This window comes from Ruegeria sp. H8 (assembly GCF_056532905.1).
In genome coordinates this window covers 207,976-227,940 of the sequence record NZ_JBQFNY010000007.1, presented here as the reverse complement: position 1 = coordinate 227,940, position 19,965 = coordinate 207,976, and the positions used below count along the sequence as shown (strand labels likewise).

General features: G+C 58.2%; 17 protein-coding genes and 1 tRNA gene. 10 read left to right on the top strand and 8 right to left on the bottom strand.

From position 1 onward, the window contains the following. Nucleotides 1-292 precede the first annotated feature (292 nt). Both msrQ and msrP read right to left on the bottom strand, forming a co-directional pair. On the bottom strand, nucleotides 293-907 hold the full coding sequence (gene msrQ, locus ACR0A2_RS16695) for a protein-methionine-sulfoxide reductase heme-binding subunit MsrQ (protein ID WP_480836220.1): 615 nt from the start codon (nucleotides 905-907) through the stop codon (nucleotides 293-295). A gap of 4 nt (nucleotides 908-911) precedes the next feature. Beyond that, on the bottom strand, nucleotides 912-1,814 hold the full coding sequence (msrP, locus tag ACR0A2_RS16690; RefSeq protein WP_171331574.1) for a protein-methionine-sulfoxide reductase catalytic subunit MsrP: 903 nt from the start codon (nucleotides 1,812-1,814) through the stop codon (nucleotides 912-914). A gap of 331 nt (nucleotides 1,815-2,145) precedes the next feature. Here msrP and ACR0A2_RS16685 point away from each other — a divergent pair, with 331 nt between their 5' ends. Beyond that, on the top strand, nucleotides 2,146-2,961 hold the full coding sequence (locus ACR0A2_RS16685) for a cyclase family protein (protein ID WP_480836218.1): 816 nt from the start codon (nucleotides 2,146-2,148) through the stop codon (nucleotides 2,959-2,961). 120 nt (nucleotides 2,962-3,081) lie between these two features. Next, nucleotides 3,082-3,618 carry a hypothetical protein gene (locus ACR0A2_RS16680; protein WP_480836216.1) on the top strand — a complete coding sequence of 179 codons (537 nt, stop codon included), beginning with the start codon at nucleotides 3,082-3,084 and terminating at the stop codon, nucleotides 3,616-3,618. A gap of 46 nt (nucleotides 3,619-3,664) precedes the next feature. Here the strand turns inward: ACR0A2_RS16680 and clpB are convergent, their stop codons facing one another. The 3 genes from clpB to ACR0A2_RS16665 form a co-directional block, all read right to left on the bottom strand. Beyond that, on the bottom strand, nucleotides 3,665-6,283 hold the full coding sequence (gene clpB, locus ACR0A2_RS16675) for an ATP-dependent chaperone ClpB (protein WP_171230757.1): 2,619 nt from the start codon (nucleotides 6,281-6,283) through the stop codon (nucleotides 3,665-3,667). Nucleotides 6,284-6,409: 126 nt separating this feature from the next. Further along, the gene (locus ACR0A2_RS16670) at nucleotides 6,410-6,724 is read right to left on the bottom strand and encodes a hypothetical protein (protein WP_480836214.1); all 315 of its coding nucleotides are present in this window, start codon (nucleotides 6,722-6,724) and stop codon (nucleotides 6,410-6,412) included. Nucleotides 6,725-6,824: 100 nt separating this feature from the next. Beyond that, nucleotides 6,825-8,081: a tetratricopeptide repeat protein gene (locus ACR0A2_RS16665; protein ID WP_480836212.1), complete on the bottom strand. Its 1,257-nt coding sequence runs from the start codon at nucleotides 8,079-8,081 to the stop codon at nucleotides 6,825-6,827. Nucleotides 8,082-8,168: 87 nt separating this feature from the next. Here ACR0A2_RS16665 and pyrF point away from each other — a divergent pair, with 87 nt between their 5' ends. Continuing rightward, on the top strand, nucleotides 8,169-8,879 hold the full coding sequence (gene pyrF, locus ACR0A2_RS16660; RefSeq protein WP_480836210.1) for an orotidine-5'-phosphate decarboxylase: 711 nt from the start codon (nucleotides 8,169-8,171) through the stop codon (nucleotides 8,877-8,879). A gap of 339 nt (nucleotides 8,880-9,218) precedes the next feature. Further along, a complete protein-coding gene (locus tag ACR0A2_RS16655) occupies nucleotides 9,219-10,472 on the top strand; it encodes a DNA polymerase IV (RefSeq protein ID WP_480447655.1) in 1,254 nt (417 codons plus the stop codon). 2 nt (nucleotides 10,473-10,474) lie between these two features. On the opposite strand, the gene ACR0A2_RS16650 is transcribed toward ACR0A2_RS16655, so the two are convergent. After that, complete coding sequence (locus ACR0A2_RS16650; RefSeq protein WP_171230762.1) at nucleotides 10,475-11,335, bottom strand: N-formylglutamate amidohydrolase; 861 nt, start codon at nucleotides 11,333-11,335, stop codon at nucleotides 10,475-10,477. Nucleotides 11,336-11,483: 148 nt separating this feature from the next. Here ACR0A2_RS16650 and ACR0A2_RS16645 point away from each other — a divergent pair. From ACR0A2_RS16645 to ACR0A2_RS16620, 6 genes are all read left to right on the top strand, one after another. After that, nucleotides 11,484-11,558: transfer RNA gene (locus tag ACR0A2_RS16645), tRNA-Val, on the top strand. A 90-nt stretch (nucleotides 11,559-11,648) separates the two neighbouring features. Next, nucleotides 11,649-11,774 (top strand): type B 50S ribosomal protein L36, encoded by a 126-nt coding sequence (gene ykgO / locus ACR0A2_RS16640; protein WP_008755722.1) that lies wholly within the window; start codon nucleotides 11,649-11,651, stop codon nucleotides 11,772-11,774. Between the two features lie 114 nt (nucleotides 11,775-11,888). Next, nucleotides 11,889-13,049 carry a WD40/YVTN/BNR-like repeat-containing protein gene (locus ACR0A2_RS16635; RefSeq protein ID WP_480836208.1) on the top strand — a complete coding sequence of 387 codons (1,161 nt, stop codon included), beginning with the start codon at nucleotides 11,889-11,891 and terminating at the stop codon, nucleotides 13,047-13,049. A 195-nt stretch (nucleotides 13,050-13,244) separates the two neighbouring features. Further along, nucleotides 13,245-14,261 carry a Fe(3+) ABC transporter substrate-binding protein gene (locus ACR0A2_RS16630; protein WP_152456684.1) on the top strand — a complete coding sequence of 339 codons (1,017 nt, stop codon included), beginning with the start codon at nucleotides 13,245-13,247 and terminating at the stop codon, nucleotides 14,259-14,261. Between the two features lie 118 nt (nucleotides 14,262-14,379). Then, nucleotides 14,380-14,934, top strand: coding sequence for a helix-turn-helix domain-containing protein (locus ACR0A2_RS16625; protein WP_480836206.1), 555 nt, complete (start codon nucleotides 14,380-14,382; stop codon nucleotides 14,932-14,934). Further along, entirely contained in the window at nucleotides 14,931-15,452 is a 522-nt protein-coding gene (locus ACR0A2_RS16620) for an N-acetyltransferase family protein (protein WP_480836204.1), read from the top strand. Before ACR0A2_RS16625 ends, ACR0A2_RS16620 begins: the two co-directional genes overlap by 4 nt. Before the next feature lie 194 nt (nucleotides 15,453-15,646). Here ACR0A2_RS16620 and ACR0A2_RS16615 read toward each other — a convergent pair whose 3' ends face one another. Then, nucleotides 15,647-18,439: a bifunctional aconitate hydratase 2/2-methylisocitrate dehydratase gene (locus ACR0A2_RS16615; RefSeq protein ID WP_480836202.1), complete on the bottom strand. Its 2,793-nt coding sequence runs from the start codon at nucleotides 18,437-18,439 to the stop codon at nucleotides 15,647-15,649. A 182-nt stretch (nucleotides 18,440-18,621) separates the two neighbouring features. Beyond that, nucleotides 18,622-19,959, bottom strand: a complete 1,338-nt coding sequence (locus tag ACR0A2_RS16610; RefSeq protein ID WP_480836200.1) for a serine hydrolase domain-containing protein — start codon at nucleotides 19,957-19,959, stop codon at nucleotides 18,622-18,624. Nucleotides 19,960-19,965: the final 6 nt, after the last annotated feature.

The window sequence follows — 19,965 nt, the reverse complement described above, 5'->3', positions numbered from 1 at the left end:
CTAAATCCCAACCTCAGATGCCCCCGGTCTCTCCCGAGTGTAACCGCCGCTTCCGCCGCGTCCCAGCGCCTCAGCAGCGCCGGTGAAGGGGGTTCTAAGTATAACAAACAAATCCCGCAAGCGGAAAATACGCAAAAACAGAAGAAATTCTTGAAAAGTTCGTTTATCCAACAATTACAGATACTTAATTCAGGACAACCAAGCGCGCTACCGCCGATAACTATGTAAAAGCAGGTCAGAATTCACGGTTCAGCGCGTTATACACATGATTACCCACAGACTCATGTCCGAGTCAGGCGGAATCGGCCCTGTTGGACCGGAAAGACAGGTTGGGAATCGGCAGCCGCAGGGCAAGCAGGGCGATGATGGTAGCCAGGTAAGCAAGCGGCTCGATCTGAAATCCTTTTGCCAGCAAGAGGTAATGCATCGCCCCCAACAATGCGGCCGCGTACACAAGGCAGTGCAGCTTGCGCCAACGCGGTCCCAGTCGGCGCACCGACCAGTTATTGGAGGTCAACGCCAGCGGAAGCAGAAGAAGAAACGCCGCCATGCCGACCGTTATGTACGGGCGTTTGAGGATATCCGCCCAGATCTGGCTGGGAAGCTGCACATCCAGAACCAGCCACACAAGAAGATGCAACGCGACGTATACAAACGTGAGCACCCCGATTGCGCGGCGAAACTTCATCAGGTTGAGGCCGACATGCCGGCGCAGGGGTGTGACCGCCAGACCGGCAATCAGCAACTGAAGGGCCAGTTCCCCATATCTGTGCTCCAACGCCTCGATCGGTTCGACCCCCAGACCACCGTTCAGGCCAAGATAAAACAGCCAGGGCGCGGGCAACGCCCCCAGCAGATATATGACCCATACCGGAATACGGCGGAGTGTCTGGTTAATCGCCGACATGGTCCTAATAGTTCTTGGCCAGATCCATGCCTTCATAAAGGCTGGCGACCTCTTGTTCATAGCCGTTGAACATCAGCGTCGGCTTTCGTGACGCGAAAAGCCCGCCCCCGATCTCGCGCTCTGAAGCCTGAGACCAGCGTGGATGGTCCACGTTGGGGTTCACATTGCTGTAGAACCCGTATTCGCGTGGATTGGACATGTTCCAGCTGGTGGGCGGTTCATCCTCGGTCAGCGTGATCCGAACAATCGACTTGATCGATTTGAAGCCGTATTTCCAAGGGACGACCAGACGCAAGGGCGCACCGTTCTGGTTGGGAATCGGGCGGTCGTAAATTCCGGTTGCCATGATTGTCAGAGGGTGCATCGCCTCGTCCAGGCGCAAGCCCTCTCGGTACGGCCAATCGAGAACGGGAAACCGCGTTCCCGGCATCTCGTCCGGGCGATAGGCCGTCTCAAAAGCCACATATTTCGCGCCGTCTTGCACGCCCGCCATATTGAGAAGGTCGGCCAGTTCAAACCCGTTCCACGGAATTACCATCGACCAGGCTTCCACACAGCGGAAGCGGTAGATCCGCTCCTCTATCGTCATCTCGGACAGGATGGCCTGAAAATCATAGTCGCCGGGGCGGTCGACCAGACCGTCAATCGTGACGCTCCAGGGTTCGGTCACCAGCGTATGAGCATATTTCGCCGGGTCATCTTTTCCGGTCCCGAACTCATAGTAGTTGTTGTAGGTGGTGATCTCTTCCCACGTGTTCGGCTCCAACCCATCCTGTGCTGCCGCCGGTTTGGCCATCGCAGTCAGGCCGACACCTGCCAGCCCGGCCATAACCTGCCGCCGGTTGAGGAACGCCGCCCGGGGGGTGACGTCGGCATGTGTCAAAGTATTGGTCCAGCGATGCGCCATATGGGTCTCCGTCATCTTCAGTGGTCGCTATTGACGTAGTGTGCTGATAGCACAGAGCCACGGAAACAGGCGTAACGATTGAGCGAAGTGATTGTAACGTTCCAATGTGATCGGTCATTCGGGTAACGTTTTCAGCACCGAAACCCATAGACCCGAGAGCTTTTGGAGCCCGGCGGAAAACCGCGGTTTTCGTGGATTGCCGTCAGAAAACGGGCACAAAACTTTACAACTGCGGGCGCAAGGCTGCACTCTGTCAGACGGGCGCCACGCCAAGCCGAACGCGAGGCAAGGCTGCGATTGCAGCCTTTTGGCCGCAATGGGAGGAAGAAAAATGTGTGATATCTGCGTAATGAATGCCGTCAAAGACAAGATGCTGTCTCGTCGCGGGTTCTTCAAAGCTGCCGCCGCTTCGGGTGTTGCAGCAGCCGCAACCGGGGCCGTCGCGCCGGCGGCACTGGCGGCCGGGCATGGCGGTGTCGAAGATATGACCCATACGCTGAGCCCGGATTTCCCGACATGGGGCGGCGAACCCGGCATTTCCGCCGAGCAAGCGTTCAACTTTGCTGATCACGGCTTCAATCTGTTCAACCTGTCAATCAACGAACATACGGGCACGCATATCGATGCGCCGCTTCACTTTTCGGCGGATGGGACGTCGGTTGATGAAATCCCCGTCACCGATCTGGTCGCCCCCTTATGCGTCGTGGACATCGCCGCCCGAGCGGCCGAGGACGCTGACACGCGCGTCACCCCGGACGATCTGAAAGCCTGGATTGCGGCCAATGGTGATATCCCTGATGGTGCCTGCGTGGCGATGCATTCCGGATGGGCAGGCAAAACCGCCACGGATGAGTTCCGCAATTTCGACGGCGAAGCGCAGCATTACCCGGGCTTCCACGTTGAAGCCGCGCAGATGCTGATGGACGAGACCGGAGCACGATCAATTGCCGTTGATACCCTGTCCCTTGATCACGGCATGTCCGCAGATTTCGCGACGCATTACGCGTGGTTGCCGTCAGGTCGGTTCGGGATCGAATGCCTGGCTGGGCTGGATCGCGTGCCAGCATCTGGTGCAACGCTGGTGATCGGCGCACCCAAGCACCAAGGCGGCACCGGCGGGCCGGCGCGGATCTTTGCATTGATCTGACTAATGCCCGGGCGGCCGATCAGCGCCCGCCCGGCCATCTTTCCGGCAGAGCCAAACTTCTGCCACAGTTGCAGAACAAGACTTCGTGCATTCTTGATCTGTTCGGGACACCCTGCCTTCATGTTGCTCAGACCCCTTGTTGTTTTTTTGTCTTTGCTGTGCGGATCGGCATTGGCTGATGTGCAATCATGCAAAAAGCTGTTTGAGCGCGCGCCGCAGGTCCTGAGTGATCTGAACCAGATCGGGTCGGAAGTTTATGAAGACAGCCATCCGGGCCTCGGCTATTCCGCCACTTTTGCAGACTCGTCCTCCAAGATCACGGTTTTCTTCTATGACCATCAACAAAGGGACGTCTCATCCGAAATGGCCCTTGAAAGCTTTAAACAAGCTGCACGCGATATCGCTGCAATAGCTGCGCGGCGCAGGGCCGAGCTTGGCGAAATCAACGCCTATCAGTTGCGTGATCCGTCACAGGTGTTGCCGTATCGGGCCGAGGCCAAAGCATCAGATGGCCTGTCCGAACTTCTGGCAGTCGGCGTCGTGGACAATTGTATTGTGAAGCTGAGGTTCACGGCCCAGTTTCCAATGGAGAAAGCGCAGGTCTGGATGAAGGTCCTCAGTGATTATCTGAACAAAGGCTATGGAAAGCCGACATGAAAAAGGCCCGCCAAAAAAAGCGGGCCTTTCAGTTCACGGTGTCAGATCAATGCACCACGGCATCGTCCGGGCGGGGTCGCTCGGAAGTTCCCAAACGATCACCGATGATCAAACCATCGGGCCCGGCGGTGACCGGAACGACGTCACCATCCTTGATTTCCCCGGCCAGCAGAGCTTCGGCCAACGGGTTCTGCAAGGCGCGCTGTATGACGCGTTTCAGCGGGCGGGCACCGAAGACCGGATCATAGCCTTCATTGGCCAGCCATTCCTTGGCGCTGTCATCCAGGGCCAGCTCGATCTTGCGGGCGGCCAGACGTTTTTGCAGACGTGCCATCTGAATATCGACGATGCCATCCATATCGGCCCGCTTGAGGCGGTCAAAGATGATCGTTTCGTCCAGACGGTTCAGGAACTCGGGCCGGAAATGTGCCCGGACCGCATCCATCACGTCGCGCTTGGCCTGTGAACTGTCCGCACCTTCGGGCAACTGGCTGAGCGCCTGCGACCCAAGGTTCGACGTCAGGATGATCAGCGTCTGTTTGAAGTCCACGGTGCGGCCCTGACCATCGGTCAGAACGCCATCGTCCAGAACCTGCAACAGCACGTTGAAGACATCCGGGTGCGCCTTTTCGACCTCGTCGAACAGCACGACCTGATAGGGCCTGCGCCGCACGGCTTCGGTCAGCACACCACCTTCGTCATAGCCGACATAGCCCGGAGGGGCACCGATCAGACGGGCAACCGCGTGTTTCTCCATGAACTCGGACATGTCGATGCGCACCATCGCGTTGTCGTCGTCGAACAGGAAATTCGCCACGGCCTTGGTCAGCTCGGTCTTACCCACGCCGGTCGGCCCAAGGAACAGGAACGAGCCCAGCGGGCGGTTTTCGTCATTCAGACCCGCACGCGCACGGCGTACTGCATTGGCAACAGCGGTGACAGCCGCATCCTGACCGATCACGCGCGAATGCAGTTCTTCTTCCATCCGCAGCAGTTTCTCGCGTTCGCCTTCCAGCATTTTGGCGGTCGGGATGCCCGTCCAGCGTTCGACAACGCTGGCGATCTGTTCCGGACGTACCGTTTCCTCGGCCATCATGGCGTTGCTTTCGGCATTCTCGGCCTCGGACAGCTTTTTCTCAAGCTCGGGGATGATGCCATAGGACAGCTCACCCGCCTTGGCGAGGTTGCCTTCGCGCTTGGCGATTTCCAGATCGGCCCGCGCCTTGTCGAGCTGTTCCTTCAAATCCCGCGCGCCAGCTAGCTTGTCGCGTTCGGCCTGCCACTGCGCGGTCATCTCGGCGGATTTTTCCTGAAGCTCGGCAAGATCCTTCTGCAAGGTTTCCAGGCGATCCTTCGATGCCGCATCGTCTTCCAGCTTCAGCGCCTCTTCTTCGATCTGCATCTGAAGGATCTGACGATCCAGCTGATCAAGCTCTTCGGGCTTGGAGTCCACCTCCATCCGCAGACGCGAGGCCGCCTCGTCGACAAGGTCGATGGCCTTGTCGGGCAGGAACCGGTCGGTGATATAGCGATGCGACAGAGTCGCCGCCGACACCAGCGCCGAATCCGAGATGCGCACACCGTGGTGCAGCTCGTATTTCTCTTTGATACCGCGCAGAATGCTGATCGTGTCCTCGACCGTCGGTTCCTGAACCATCACCGGCTGGAAGCGGCGCGCAAGGGCCGCGTCTTTTTCGACGTATTTGCGGTACTCGTCCAACGTGGTCGCACCGATGCAGTGCAGCTCACCCCGTGCAAGCGCAGGCTTGATCAGGTTGGCAGCATCCATGGCACCGTCGGATTTACCCGCGCCAACCAGCGTGTGCATCTCGTCGATGAACAGGATGATCTCACCGGCGGCCTCGGTGACCTCGGTCAGAACGGCCTTGAGGCGTTCTTCGAATTCACCACGGTATTTCGCACCGGCAATCAGCGCACCCATGTCGAGCGCAAGCAGCTTCTTGTCCTTCAGCGATTCCGGTACGTCGCCGTTGACGATGCGCAGGGCCATGCCCTCGGCGATCGCGGTTTTACCGACGCCGGGTTCACCGATCAGAACCGGGTTGTTCTTGGTGCGGCGCGACAGGACCTGCATGGCGCGGCGAATTTCCTCGTCGCGGCCGATGATCGGGTCGATCTTGCCTTCGCGCGCAGCCTCGGTCAGGTCGCGGGCATATTTCTTGAGCGCGTCATAGCCCTCTTCCGCCGTTGCGGTGTCAGCAGTGCGCCCCTTGCGGATGTCGTTGATGGCTTCGTTGAGCTTTTGCGCAGATACCGCACCCGCCTCCAGCGCCTCTTTGGCCTTGGATTTGACCATGCACAGCGCCATCAACACGCGTTCGACCGGCACAAAGCTGTCGCCCGCCTTGGTGGCGATCTTTTCAGCCTCGTCCAGAACCTTGGCGGTCTGCCCGTCCATGTAAATCTGGCCGGCATCGCCGCTGACTTTCGGGATCTTGCCCATGGCTGCGTCAAGCGCCTCGACCACGCGGTTCGGCGCGCCGCCCGCGCGTGTGATCAGATTGCTTGCCAGCCCCTGATCGTCATCCATCAATGCTTTGAGTATATGAGTGGGCTCCAGCCTCTGGTGCCCCTCGCGCAGCGCAATGGTCTGCGCCGCTTGCACGAACCCCCGTGCCCGTTCAGTGAACTTGTTCAAGTCCATGGTATTCTCCTTTTCCAAGCGCCCGGTGGATTTGCGCCCGCTTGGCAGCACGCAGTGGTCCGGGCCTTGACCTCAATCTGGGAAACTTCTCCGCTGCTTCAAGAGGCTAGAGAGTGAAAAAACGCCTCAACCACGCGGAATCGTATAGACGGTGTAGCCCCCGGTTTCGGCCACCTGCTGGGCATCGCTCGTCTCGACCAGCGACTGAGCGGCGGCGCTGCCCGTGGGGCAGGATACAAGGTCGGCGGTGTGGTCCAGGAAATTGCCGGTAAAGGCGGTTTCGCCGGTCAACTGGCACCAGTCATCTTCGGACCGATAGCCGCGGACAAGATACAAATCATCATTGGTCGGGGGCGGCGCGGCGCCTGTTTCGGTCTGTGGCGGCGTGTCGTCGCAGGCGGCCAGCGTGGCGACGACGGCCAGCGGAACAAAGTGCTTCATGGTCTGTCCCCTTGATGCAATTTTCGTTTCAGAATGGCAGCACCATAGCACAGTTGGGACAAAGCGGGGACACCGCTGGCTCGTTTGTCAGCCGTGGGGGTCAACCGCCTTCGATCTGCCGGATCAGCTTTTGCGCCTCGTCATCGCCCTGCTCGGCCGCGAGGCGAAGAAACCTCAGCGCCTTTTCGACATCGCCGGTTTCATAGAGCAACCGGCCGAATTTGCGCTGCGATTTCACATCGCCCAGCTTTGCGGCCCTGCCCCAAAACAACAAGGCTGCTTCCGTGTCCTGGGGCACACCGTCCCGCCCGTGATAGGTCAAAGACCCGAGGTTGTGCAACGCCACGACATTGTTCTGCCCGGCGGCCTGGAAATAATAATCCAGCGCCTGTTCGATGTCCTTGGAGTAGCCGTTCTCGCCGATCTCGTAGATGTAGCCCAGACGCGCCGCGGCATCGGCGCTGCCGTTTCGGGCCGCCATCTTCAGATAGTCGACCGCGCGCTGCATATCGCGCGTGACATGCGTGCCTTCGCGATAGATTGCGCCGAGGTGCAGCAGAGACGGCTCATATCCGAAGAACGCGGCCCTTTCATAATAGTACAGCGCCTTGTCGATGTCGGGCGCAACACCTTTCCCGTTCTCGTAGCCATAGGCGACGTTGTGCTTCCCCATCGGCAGACCGGTTTCGGCAGCGGCCATGTACCAGGCAAATGCGGTCTCGTGGTCCGCGGGAACGATCTCGCCATCATTATAGAGCGAAGCGAGCGTGTTCATCGCCAGCCCGCTGCCCTCCATCGCGGCCAGTTCCGAGAACTCGAGCGCCATTTCCAGCTTGCCGCCCTTCATGAGCGCCCGGCCAAAGGCGGCCACGACCTCGGCATCGACATCCTGGTCTTTCAGCAGCAGATCGGCACAGATCGCCATCGCATTCTCGGCGTCCATGTCGGCCCATTTCACCCCGTCGAAATAGGGCGACTGCCCCGGAGCGGCAGCGGCCATCAGGCAGTCATACTCTCCGTCCGAATAGTCGGGGTCCTGCGGTGGATCGTCGGGGTCGGGTTCCGGCCCGGGGCGCAGGTCGGAAACCCGCAGGCGCCGTTGCGGTTCCTTGGGGTCGTCGGCTTTTGCCGGCGCAGGGGTCTCGCCGGTCAACCCAACCAGCAGATCGCGCGCCAGTTGCGAATAGATTGGGCAATCGGCATAGATCTGTGCAAAATTCTCGATCGCCGTCGCCGACCCGCTGTCCTTGACGTCCGCCCAGACCAGTCGGGCCTCGCCGCAATCCGTTTCACCGGCCCAGACCGCGCCCACCCCGACCAGAACAGCCGCCGAGGCCACCACACCCAACCGTATCATCCCGTATTTTCCTGCGTCTTTTCTTGTCTCAATGCGTCACACGCTCTACAGAAGCGCCGATCCCGTCAAGTTTGAAAGGCCGAAACAATGTCCCGAACCGCAGATGACCGCCTGATCGTCGCCCTCGACGTCCCCAACGCGCTGGAAGGGCTGAAGCTGGCCGAGACGCTGGGCGACGCCGTTTCGTTCTACAAGATCGGCCTGGGCATGCTGACAGGCGGCGGGCTGGCACTGGCCAATGAGCTCAAGCAGGAACACGGCAAGCGCATCTTTCTGGACATGAAGCTGTTCGACATCGGCAACACGGTGGAAAACGCGGTGCGGGGGCTGGCGCAGTTCGATCTGGATTTCCTGACCGTGCATGGCGACCCGCATGTGGTGCGCGCCGCCAAGGAAGGCGCGGCGGGCAAGGATCTGAAAATCCTGGCGGTGACCATCCTGACCTCGCTGAACCGCGACGACCTGGATGCCGGCATGATGAAGGCCGGTGACGTTCAGGACATGGTGGTGGAACGCGCCGCCCACGCCTTCGAGGCCGGGGCCGATGGCGTGATCGCCAGCCCGCAGGAGGCCGCCCTGATCCGCGCCCTACCCCAGGCGACGGGCCGGCTGATCGTAACCCCCGGCGTGCGTCCGGCAGGCGCGGCACTGGGCGATCAAAAACGTGTGGCCACACCGGCCAGCGCCATCCAGGACGGAGCGGATCATATCGTAGTTGGCCGCCCCATTTATCAGGCCGAAGATCCGAAATCCGCGGCCGCGGCCGTTTTGACCGAGTTAAATTCTCTGAAAACGTGATGAGAAGGGCCTTCGTTTCAACTGGGATTCATGCTGAAAAAACCGCCGCAACAGGTTGACCTTACGTCAATTTTTCGCGAATCCGCGCCAAATCGTCCCTGTGCCAGAAAACACACATTCAAAAAGCGAGTTTTTGAAAAGCGCGCTTAACCCTATCTCAGCCCGAAAATCTTAGCGATTCTTAAGGGGATTTACTCCCCAACGAACCTACTCTTCCTGAGGTTCGTTACTTCCCCCCGCAAAGCGCGGGGGGTTTCTTTTCTCTGAATGATCTTTGATCGATACCACTGGATGATATAAGGAACCCCCAAGACAACTGCGGAACACACGAGGACGCAGATGCCCGGTCTTTGCCGAGATTGCCTGACCCCTTTGACGAACGAACGGCGCTGCACGGCCTGTGGCAGCCCCAGGGTAAAGTCTCATCCCGAACTGTTTGATCTGTCCATCGCGCATATGGATTGCGATGCCTTCTATGCTTCGGTGGAAAAGCGGGACAATCCGGAACTGGCAGACAAGCCTGTCATCATCGGCGGCGGCAAACGCGGTGTTGTGTCCACGGCATGCTACGTGGCCCGAATTCGCGGTGTGCGATCCGCCATGCCCATGTTCAAAGCGCTGCAACTGTGCCCCGATGCCGTCGTGATCAAACCACGCATGTCCGTATATGCCCAGGTGTCACGGGACATCCGCGCCATGATGGACGAACTGACACCAGTGGTCGAACCCCTGTCCCTTGACGAAGCTTTCATGGACCTGTCCGGCACCGAACGCCTGCACGGAGCCCCCCCGGCCGTCATGCTGGCGCGCCTGGTCAAACGCATGAAGGATGAACTGGGTGTGACAGGATCCATCGGGCTGAGTCACAACAAGTTTCTGGCCAAGGTTGCCTCGGACCTCGACAAGCCCCGCGGGTTTTCGGTGATCGGCAAGGCAGAGACGGCAGAGTTTCTGAATGACAAACCCGTAAGGTTGATCTGGGGCATTGGCCCCGCCGCGCAGGAAACACTGGACCGGGCAGGGATTCGAACCTTCAACGACCTGCTGCGTTGGGATCAGGAGGCTTTGACTGCGCGTTTCGGCTCGATGGGGTATCGCCTGTGGCATTTGGCACGGGGTCAGGACAAACGGCGCGTTTCAGCCCATGAACCGATGAAATCCATCAGCAATGAGACCACGTTTTTCGAGGACACCGCCAATATTGATGTTCTGGACGGACATTTGTGGCGCATGGCCCTGAAGGTCTCGGACCGGGCCAAGGCCAAGGATCTGGCTGGCCGGGTCGTTACGCTGAAGCTGAAGAAAGCCAATCACAAGGTTCTGACACGGCGCGTGTCATTGCGGGACGCAACGCAGATCGCGGACAGGATTTATCGCACCGCAAAAGGGCTTTTCGATCAGGTGGGGGATCAGGGGCCGTACCGCCTGTTGGGGTGTGGCCTGTCTGACCTGTGCCCGGCGGATCAGGCCGACATCTCCGGCGACCTGCTTGATCCCGGCGCCGCCCGCAGATCACAGGCCGAGCGGGCCACCGACCAAATCCGCCAGAGGTTCGGCCCGGAAGCAATCGTGAAGGGCCGTGCTTTGCGCTAGTTTCATTCCGCCGCCAGACGATGAGGTTTGGAACCGATCCTGGATATGTCGCGCACCACCTGCCGAAGGAGTTTCGAAAACGTCATGAAATTGGCGTTCGGCGCAATCTTTTCTTCGTCCATATACAAGGCCCGGTCGATTTCAATCTGGATCGCGTGTTGCTGGCGGGTGGGGCGGCCATAAGTCTGAGTCACATAGGCCCCGGCAAACGGGGCATTGCGCACCACATTCAGACCTGCCGCAGCAAATGCCGATTCGATGAGGTCCACGATTTCAGACGAGGCCGAAGCACCGAACCGATCACCCAGCACGATCTCGGGCCGTTTGTTTCGGGTCGTACCAGCCATGGCCACCGCCTCATGCGGCATGGAGTGGCAATCCACCAGTATGGCCTGGCCGAATTTCTCGTGTGATTCGGCCAGTAGGGATTTCAAACGTGCATGATAGGGACGCCAATAGGTGTCGATACGCAGCCGCGCCTCGTCCATGGTCAGCTTGCCGCTGTAGATTGCCCGTCCATTGGCCACAACGCGGGGTATCACACCCAACCCTGATGCGACCCTGGGGTTGTGCCCATGCCTGCGGGCACCGCTGATCAGCGCCGGGTCCAGTTCGTCCAGACTGCGATTCAGGTCCAGATAGGCGCGCGGCATGGTCGCTTTGATCAAAGGCGCGCCATTTTCGGCCGCAGCAGCAAACAATTGATCCACGAAGGCGTCTTCCGAGGATCGAATCACGCTTTGATTCAGAACGGACCGCTTCAAAAACGCTTCTGGATAATTCCGCCCGCTATGCGGAGATGAAAAAACCACGCATGAACTGCGGTTTTCTGGCATATCCAATACAAAGGCTGCGTTCTGCATGATCCCTCCATGTTCGCAATCAACATAGACCGGAAAATAGTTCTACCAAACCCCTTGAACCCCTTTGCGACTCCTTTTATAGACCCCGCTACCGGCGCGGGGTTCCGCGCCCCATTTCGTTATGGGGCTGGGCACGCAAAGGGAAAGTGGGCGGTTAGCTCAGCGGTAGAGCACTTCGTTGACATCGAAGGGGTCACAAGTTCGATCCTTGTACCGCCCACCATGATTTCACTGTTCCGGAGATCCGGGACACCCGAGTAACCCAGGCGCTGGCCACGTCCTTGATGAAGGCGCCGCAGATTGGAGACAGACCATGAAGGTCAAGAACTCGCTCCGCTCGCTCAAGAATCGGCACCGCGACTGCCGTATTGTGCGTCGCAAAGGCCGCGTCTACGTTATCAACAAGACGCAGCGCAAGTTCAAAGCTCGCCAGGGCTGAGAACAACGGAACATCGTTTTAGAAAACCGCGCTCTTGAGCGCGGTTTTTTTTGTTTTCTGCACCTGTGCGCCCGACGTGCTACCCTTGCTTCGATATTGCGGAGTGTAAAACCCATGCGCGAACACGGCATCGACGTACTGGTGGGGACGACCAAGGGAACGTTCATTGTCTCTGGTGATCAGAACAGGTCAGACTGGAAAGTGACGGGCCCGCATTGCGAAGGATGGCCGATCAACCACGTCATCGGCGACAAGGAAACGGGCACGCTTTGGGCTGGGGGCGGTGGTGACTGGCATGGCGCCGGTGTCTGGTGTTCCGAAGACGGCGGTGTGACTTGGCAGGTCGCAAAACTCACCAAGGGCCAAATGGACGAGTGGGCCGCCAACGATCAGGATTTTGCCCAGATGATCGGCTGGACCGGAGAACCCGCACCATTCGCCGATGAGTTTTCGCAGGTCTGGTCTTTGCGTTATCAACATGGAACGTTGTACGCTGGCACAAAACCGGCCCGCCTGCTTGCCAGCCACGATAATGGTCGGACATGGGACACGCTTGAGGGCCTGACAAACCACCCCTCAGCACCCGATTGGAATCCCGGCGGTGCGGGGCTGGTCCTGCATACAATCGTGACTGACCCAAATGATTCGAAAAAGCTCTGGGTCGGCATTTCCGCTGCGGGTGTGTTTGCAACCGAGGATGGCGGCGCAAGCTGGGAGCGGCGCAACAGATTGTCCAACGCCGAATCTTGCACGCATCATGATCATCCCGCTGCCCCCAGGGATGGTGAAACGGGTCATTGCGTCCACAACATGGTTCAAGCTCCGGGAACCGCGGATCTGCTGTACCAGCAAAACCATCACGGTGTCTGGCGCTCGGCCGACGGAGGGCGCAGTTGGGATGACATCACCAAAGGCCTGCCATCCACCTTTGGATTTCCGATTCATGTGCACCCACGTGATCCGGACACGATCTGGACATTACCCTTGAACGGAGACAGCATCGGGCGCTATCCACCGGATGCCGCCGCGGCAGTTTGGAAATCCACAAACGGAGGCGCAACATGGCAAGACCAGCGGCGTGGGTTGCCGCAAGAAAGCTGTTTTTTCACTGTTCTGCGACAGGCCATGGCCGGAGACCACCGAGACCCCGCCGGTATCTATTTCGGGACCAACAGCGGCTCGGTTTTTGCCAGTGTTGATGAAGGGGACACATGGACGGAAGTCGCGCGCCATTTGCCCACGATCCTTGCAGTTGAGGTGCTTGATCGTGAGTGATCCAGACACCGCCACATGACTTGTATCTTTCCGTTCAACACAACTCGCGCCCGCCCGGAAAAGCCTCGCAAGGGTGCCTGCGCTCATTTGACCAAGTAAATCTGTCGGATTTTCTTGCATCTCGCCGAGAATCGTATAATTGAGCAAATCAGTCGGGTTATCGACCGACGCGAAATTCAATTGTTGGGGCAAACTATGCTGAAATCCACAACCTGCCTGGCCGCCGCTCTGTCGGCATTGATCGCAACATCAGCCGCCGCCGAAGGCGAGCTGAACCTTTATTCGTCGCGCCACTATGACACCGACGAACGCCTCTACACCGATTTCGAAGAAGCCACCGGAATCAAGATCAACCGGATCGAGGGCAAGGCGGATGAATTGATCGCGCGCATGGAAGCCGAAGGCGCGAACTCTCCGGCGGATGTCATGCTGACGGTCGACACGTCTCGCCTGGCGCGCGCGAAAGATGCCGGCATTCTGCAAGCCATCGACAGCGAAACCCTGGAAGAGCGCATCCCCGCCAACCTTCAGGACGAAGACAACCAGTGGTTCGGCTTCTCGCAGCGCGGTCGGATCATCTTTTACAACAAAGAAAACGTTGCCAATCCGCCGGCCACTTACGCAGACCTCGCCAAGCCGGAATACAAGGGCCTGATCTGCATCCGGTCCTCGACCAACACATACAACCAGACCCTGCTCGCTTCGATCATCACACATGAAGGCGCAGAAGCTGCAAAATCCTGGGCCGAAGGCGTTGTCGCCAACATGGCCCGAGACCCGCAGGGGGGTGACACCGACCAGCTGCGTGGCATCGTTTCGGGTGAATGCGACATCGCTGTATCGAACACCTATTACTATGCGCGGGCTATCCGCAAAGACGTCAAAGGCCTGTCCTCTGACCTCGACAAGATCGGCTGGGTCTTCCCCAATCAGGACAGCTATGGTGCGCATATGAACCTGTCGGGCGGTGGCGTCGCGGCACACGCGCCGAACAAGGAAAACGCAATCCTGTTCCTCGAGTATCTGGCAAGCGATCAGGCGCAGAAGTACTTCTCGGCGGGCAATGACGAATTCCCGGCAGTGCAGAGCGTTGAGCTGGCGGAATCGGTAAAGGCCCTGGGTGAGTTCAAAGCTGACGACGTGAACCTGTCGGAAGTCGCAAAGAACATCCCGGAAGCACAGAAAATCTTTAACGAAGTCGGCTGGAAGTAATCCACCACCTCGTCAAAAGCTAGCAAAGGGCGCGGAGTTTCTGCGCCCTTTTTCATTTACACATACAAAATTTTTACGTAATTTTCCCGTAAATGAAAATTTCTCTCGTTTGTGAACCATGCTCGACAACCTCTCAAACCGCCTTGCCGTCCGTTTGAACGAACTCCGTCACGGGCGCGGGTGGTCCCTGGATCAACTGGCCGCCCACAGCGGAATCAGCCGCGCCACGCTGTCCCGCATGGAGAAAGGAGAGGTCAGCCCCACCGCTGAGACTCTTGGGCGCCTCTGTGCCGCTTATGACCTGCCGATGTCCCGGCTTTTGATGATGGTCGAAGACAGCTTTGACCCCAAAGTGGCGTTTGAACGCCAGACCGAATGGCGGGATCCCGAAACCGGCTTTACCCGCCGTGCGGTTTCACCCCCTGCAAACGGCTTGAACGCCGAGGTCGTGGAATGCCACCTGCCGCGCGACACTGTCATCACTTACGAGGCGCCGCCCAAATCCGGGCAGGAACACCATCTGATCCTGATTGACGGCGCCCTGACACTGACAGTTGACGGAACCCCCCATGCGCTGAGCGCCGGGGATTGCCTGCGCTATCACCTGTCGGGCCCAACCCGGTTCGAAACCGGGGCATCTCGCGGTGCGCGTTATCTCTTGGTGCTGATATGATCTCGCGTCTGACCGATCTCGATTTCAGCGCGGCAGTGGATGATCTGGCGGAAATCCTCCACGCCTGTGTGCATGACGGGGCCAGCATCGGCTTTGTTCTTCCGTTTACCGAGGGTGACGCACGAAACTACTGGCTGCAAAATGTTCGGCCCGGGCTGAAATCCGGTGCATTGGAGCTGTTTGTCCTCCACCACAACGGGCGCATTCAGGGCACGGTGCAACTGATCCCCGCGACCATGCCCAATCAGCCGCATCGCGCGGATGTCGCAAAGCTTCTGGTGCACCCGAACGCCAGACGGCGCGGTTTTGGCCGCGCCTTGATGGAAGCCCTCTTTCAACGAACGGCAGAGTTGGAGCGCACGATGCTGGTTCTGGATACGCGCAGCACCGATCCTTCTCGATTGCTCTATCTGGACCTGGGGTTTCGGATCGCCGGGGAAATTCCGAACTATTGCCGGAACCCGTTCGAAACCAGGCTGGAACCCACAACTTACATGTATAAAGAGCTGTCAGCCTGACCCCAAACAGCGACCGTATGGTCGTGGATCATGGATTTTTCCCCAGTGGTCCACGCGAAGTCGTGCGAAAGGTCCGGGGCATTCCCATGCCGCGCTTTTGCGCAGCGCGCGCTGCAACCAGGCCTGACCACAGCGGAACTCAATCGCCCGGCCACCTGAAGGGATGACCGAGCAATCAACTTGGTGCCTTGCGTTTAGAAATGCGCTGACTTCGTGCCTGCGGGCTTTTCCATCGGAGGCGCAAATTTGGTCAGGTCGATACCTTTCACGGCCGATTTGTATTCCTCGGCGGTCGGCATTCGGCCCAAAACAGCCGACAGCACCACCACCGGGGTCGATGCCAGCAGGGATTCACCTTTCTTGTCCGCCGCGTCCTCAACAACGCGCCCCTGGAACAGGCGTGTGGACGTGGCCAGCACAGTGTCACCCTTTGCGGCTTTCTCCTGGTTGCCCATACAGAGGTTACATCCCGGACGCTCCAGATACAGGATGTTCTCGTATTCCGTCCGCGCTTTGCTCTTTGGGAACAGATCGTCGAATTCAAAGCCTGAATACTTCTGAAGAATGCTCCACTCGCCTTCTTCTTTCAGCTCATCAATGATGTTGTAGGTGGGCGCAGCAACGACCAGCGGGGCCTTGAATTCTACTGTGCCCTTCTCCTGCTCGATGTTTTTCAGCATTTGCGAGACGATGACCAGATCGCCCTTGTGCACCATGCACGATCCAACAAATCCCAGATCGACCTTCTTTTCCCCCTTGTAGTGGGAAACCGGCCGGATCGTATCGTGGGTGTACCGCTTTGAGACATCGGCGTTATTGACATCCGGGTCGGCGATCATGGGTTCGCTGATCTCATCCAGGTCAACCACCAGCTCGGCAAAATACTTGGCGTTTTCATCCGGTTTCAGGGCCGGCTTTTCACCCGACTTGATTTCCGCGATCCGAGCGTTGGCCTTGTCGATCAGACCTTGCAGTGTCCGGGCTTCGTTGTCCATTCCCTTGTCGATCATGATCTGGATACGGCTTTTCGCGATTTCCAGAGATTCGATCAACGTGTCATCCGCCGAGATGCAGATCGAGGCCTTGGCCTTCATCTCGGCCGTCCAGTCAGTAAAGGTGAATGCCTGATCCGCCAGCAATGTGCCGATGTGAACTTCGATGATCCGGCCCTGGAACACGTTGTCGCCGAATTTCTTCAGCATCTGCGCCTGGGTGGCGTGAACCACATCGCGGAAATCCATGTGATCCGCCATCTGGCCCTTGAACGTCACCTTGACCGATTCCGGGATCGGCATGGTAGCTTCGCCAGTGGCCAGCGCCAGTGCAACAGTACCCGAGTCAGCACCAAACGCGACGCCTTTGGACATACGTGTATGCGAGTCGCCACCGATGATGATCGCCCAGTCATCAACGGTGATGTCGTTCAGAACCTTGTGGATGACGTCTGTCATCGAGTGATAAACACCTTTGGGGTCACGCGCGGTGATCAGACCAAAGTTGTTCATGAATTTCATCAGTTTTGGGATATTTGCCTGCGCTTTGGAATCCCAAACCGAAGCAGTGTGACAACCAGACTGATAGGCGCCGTCAACGGTGGGCGATATCACTGTCGCCGCCATGGCTTCCAGTTCCTGTGCCGTCATCAAGCCGGTGGTGTCCTGCGAACCGACGATGTTGACCTTCACCCGAACATCCGAGCCCGCATGCAGAACTTTACCTTCGGCCACGCCAACCGCATTCTTGTTGAATATCTTTTCAACCGCCGTCAGGCCCTGCCCTTCATGCGAGATCTCTTTGGACGGTGCGAAAGCAGATTTCAGCTCGATGCCGAGCGTCTCAGCCGCGAATGTCTGAAGCTTTTTGCCAAAGACAATGGCATAAGATCCTCCGGCCTTTATGAACTCGGTCTTTTGCGGCGTGAAGGATGAGGACAGATCGACCAGCTCTTTGTCGCCTGCGTCATTATACAGCTTTTTGTCCTTGGTGTTGATGGTCAGTACCGTTCCGGTCTCGACGGAATATTTCTGCTCGAGGATAGGATTGCCGTCATTGTTCAGGATCGGATTGCCGTCGGCATCCACTTTCTTGACCCAGTTCTTGAGATCGATGCCGATCCCGCCGGTGACGCCGACTGTAGTCAGAAAGATCGGTGAAATCCCGTTTGTACCGGCAACAACCGGCGCGATGTTCACGAAAGGAACATAGGGGCTGGCTTGCTTTCCGGTCCACAATGCAACGTTGTTGACACCGGACATGCGCGACGATCCAACGCCCATCGTCCCTTTTTCAGCAACCAGCATGACACGCTTGTCCGGGTGCTGTTTTTGCAAGTCCTGAATCTCGGCCTGTGCTTCGGGTGAGATCATGCACTTGCCGTGCAATTCACGGTCCGACCGCGAATGCGCCTGATTGCCGGGCGACAGAAGATCGGTCGAAATATCCCCTTCGGCCGCCACATAGGTCACAACCTTGATTTCTTCTTCGATGTCGGGAAGCCGGGTAAAGAACTCGGCCTTGGCATAGCTTTCCAGAATGTCCCTGGCAACGGCGTTCCCGGCCTCAAAGGCTTTTTTCAGACGGTTGGTATCTGCGTCGTACAGGAACACCTGGGTTTTCAGAACTGCCGCCGCTTTCTGCGCAATCTCTGCGTCATCGCCCAGCGCCAGATCAAGCAGAACCTCTACCGATGGGCCGCCCTTCATATGCGACAGCAATTCAAACGCGAAATCCTGCGAGATTTCTTCGACCGTCGCTTCACCCAGGATGATCTCTTTCAGAAAGCGCGCCTTTTCACCTGCGGCGCTGGTTGTGCCCGGAAGCGTGTTGTAGATGAAGTAGTTCAGTGAATCGGCACGATGAGCGTGACCCGTATCTTTGATCTGCCCGATGATTTCCTGCAAAAGAGCACCGTCTTCGATGGGTTTGGGGTGCAGACCCTGTTCTTTGCGCGTCTCGATTTCGTTCAGGTATTCTGTGTAAAGGCTCATGACGGTTCCGACCATTTAGCTGATGCACCGGGCCATGTGAAAGCCCGGCACCTTGAATTTGTATGCGGCGGTATACCAAACTGTGCCGGCGTGCAAGATACCGATCTGCGACCCAGTGTCCTGCCCTACGGGCGATGCCCGCCGCAATGTCGGGCGGTGGGTCGACGTGAATGTTCGATCCCCTACCCCCCGAAAGCCGCAATAAGCGCTTTCGCCAAGGGAAAAGAAGAATAGCCCACCCGTGAAGGTGTAAGCCCCATCCGCACGACGACCATGTCACGCGACGGGAAAATTCCGATGGACTGACCGTCATGCCCTTGCAACCAAACCGCGTCTTCAAACGGTGGCAGGTCGCCCGGCGATTTCAACCAAAGATGACCTTTGGCATATTCCCCACCAGACGCCGCAACGGGTTCGAACATCCAGTCCACAAAACCTATGGGCAGAATCTGTGCGCCGTCCCAAACCCCTTTTTGCAGCAGAAACTGGCCATACTTCGCCCAGTCTCGGGCCGTGGCGTACATATAGCTGGATCCGATGAATGTATCGGCGACATCTGTCTCGATGATCGCCGAAGCCATGCCAAGCGGTTCAAAAAGCGCATCCCGAGGATAGCTCAAACCGCCATCGGCCAGCTTGTCCTGCCACACCCGGGACAACACGGTGGACGTGCCGGAGGAATAGTTGAAGTCGGTTCCAATGCCGGCTTCCAGTGCACGGTCGGCAGCGAAAACGGCCATGTCATTGCTGAGATACAGCATCCTGGTCACGTCTGACACGTCTCCGTATTCTTCATTCCATTGCAGACCGCTTGTCATTGCCAGCATGTCCGCAACAGTAATGTCTCGCCTTGCGTCTTCTGCCCAATTGGGAAAGCTGTCGACAAGGGTGTCCGATACATTCATCTGACCCGCGTTGATCAACGTTCCGATCAGCCCGGCCGTGACCGTCTTGGTCATGGACCAGCCCAGCAACGGTGTGTCGGCGTCGAACCCTTCCGCATAGCGTTCGGCCACGATGCGGCCGCCTTGAACCACCACTATGGCGCGGTACCCTTCGCCAAGCAGCGTATCATCCGACAAGACGGCCTGAATTTTGGGATCCTGAGACTGTGCAACGTCGTTTCCGCTTGGCCAAAGACCTGTCGGCGCGGGCTTGGCGGCCTCAAGTCGCTGCGCACTCAGGGATGTAGCATGCACGTTGGTGCAGCCAAGCCCCTGCCGGAACTGCGATGTGGCGGGCGCGAAGAACCGAAAGAGTCGCGCATGAACAGTCTGCGCCTCTCGATCGACCTCAATCGAAACATGTTTGAGCAGCGGATGCCCCGGGGCCTGCACATCCACCGCAAGGACCTCTTCCGGATCACGTCCGGCAATGAAAACATTCGAACAGACAATCTTGGCCGAGTAATTCGTGCCTACTTTCAACAAATCGGGCGGGGCGATCAGCAGATAACCAAGCAGCACCACGACGCCCAGAACCACGACAACTATACCCGTTTTCAATACCTTCCTGAACATCCGCTG

What these genes read in the sequence shown, in the direction of transcription:
- ACR0A2_RS16685 (WP_480836218.1), top strand. Translation starts at nt 2,146, where the DNA reads ATGTGTGATATCTGCGTAATGAATGCCGTCAAAGACAAGATGCTGTCT.
- ACR0A2_RS16630 (WP_152456684.1), top strand. Translation starts at nt 13,245, where the DNA reads ATGCTGAAATCCACAACCTGCCTGGCCGCCGCTCTGTCGGCATTGATC.
- clpB (WP_171230757.1), bottom strand. Translation starts at nt 6,283, where the DNA reads ATGGACTTGAACAAGTTCACTGAACGGGCACGGGGGTTCGTGCAAGCG.
- ACR0A2_RS16615 (WP_480836202.1), bottom strand. Translation starts at nt 18,439, where the DNA reads ATGAGCCTTTACACAGAATACCTGAACGAAATCGAGACGCGCAAAGAA.
- ACR0A2_RS16625 (WP_480836206.1), top strand. Translation starts at nt 14,380, where the DNA reads ATGCTCGACAACCTCTCAAACCGCCTTGCCGTCCGTTTGAACGAACTC.
- ACR0A2_RS16650 (WP_171230762.1), bottom strand. Translation starts at nt 11,335, where the DNA reads ATGCAGAACGCAGCCTTTGTATTGGATATGCCAGAAAACCGCAGTTCA.
- ACR0A2_RS16620 (WP_480836204.1), top strand. Translation starts at nt 14,931, where the DNA reads ATGATCTCGCGTCTGACCGATCTCGATTTCAGCGCGGCAGTGGATGAT.
- ACR0A2_RS16610 (WP_480836200.1), bottom strand. Translation starts at nt 19,959, where the DNA reads ATGTTCAGGAAGGTATTGAAAACGGGTATAGTTGTCGTGGTTCTGGGC.
- ACR0A2_RS16635 (WP_480836208.1), top strand. Translation starts at nt 11,889, where the DNA reads ATGCGCGAACACGGCATCGACGTACTGGTGGGGACGACCAAGGGAACG.
- ACR0A2_RS16680 (WP_480836216.1), top strand. Translation starts at nt 3,082, where the DNA reads ATGTTGCTCAGACCCCTTGTTGTTTTTTTGTCTTTGCTGTGCGGATCG.
- msrQ (WP_480836220.1), bottom strand. Translation starts at nt 907, where the DNA reads ATGTCGGCGATTAACCAGACACTCCGCCGTATTCCGGTATGGGTCATA.
- ACR0A2_RS16655 (WP_480447655.1), top strand. Translation starts at nt 9,219, where the DNA reads ATGCCCGGTCTTTGCCGAGATTGCCTGACCCCTTTGACGAACGAACGG.
- ACR0A2_RS16665 (WP_480836212.1), bottom strand. Translation starts at nt 8,081, where the DNA reads ATGATACGGTTGGGTGTGGTGGCCTCGGCGGCTGTTCTGGTCGGGGTG.
- pyrF (WP_480836210.1), top strand. Translation starts at nt 8,169, where the DNA reads ATGTCCCGAACCGCAGATGACCGCCTGATCGTCGCCCTCGACGTCCCC.
- msrP (WP_171331574.1), bottom strand. Translation starts at nt 1,814, where the DNA reads ATGGCGCATCGCTGGACCAATACTTTGACACATGCCGACGTCACCCCC.
- ykgO (WP_008755722.1), top strand. Translation starts at nt 11,649, where the DNA reads ATGAAGGTCAAGAACTCGCTCCGCTCGCTCAAGAATCGGCACCGCGAC.
- ACR0A2_RS16670 (WP_480836214.1), bottom strand. Translation starts at nt 6,724, where the DNA reads ATGAAGCACTTTGTTCCGCTGGCCGTCGTCGCCACGCTGGCCGCCTGC.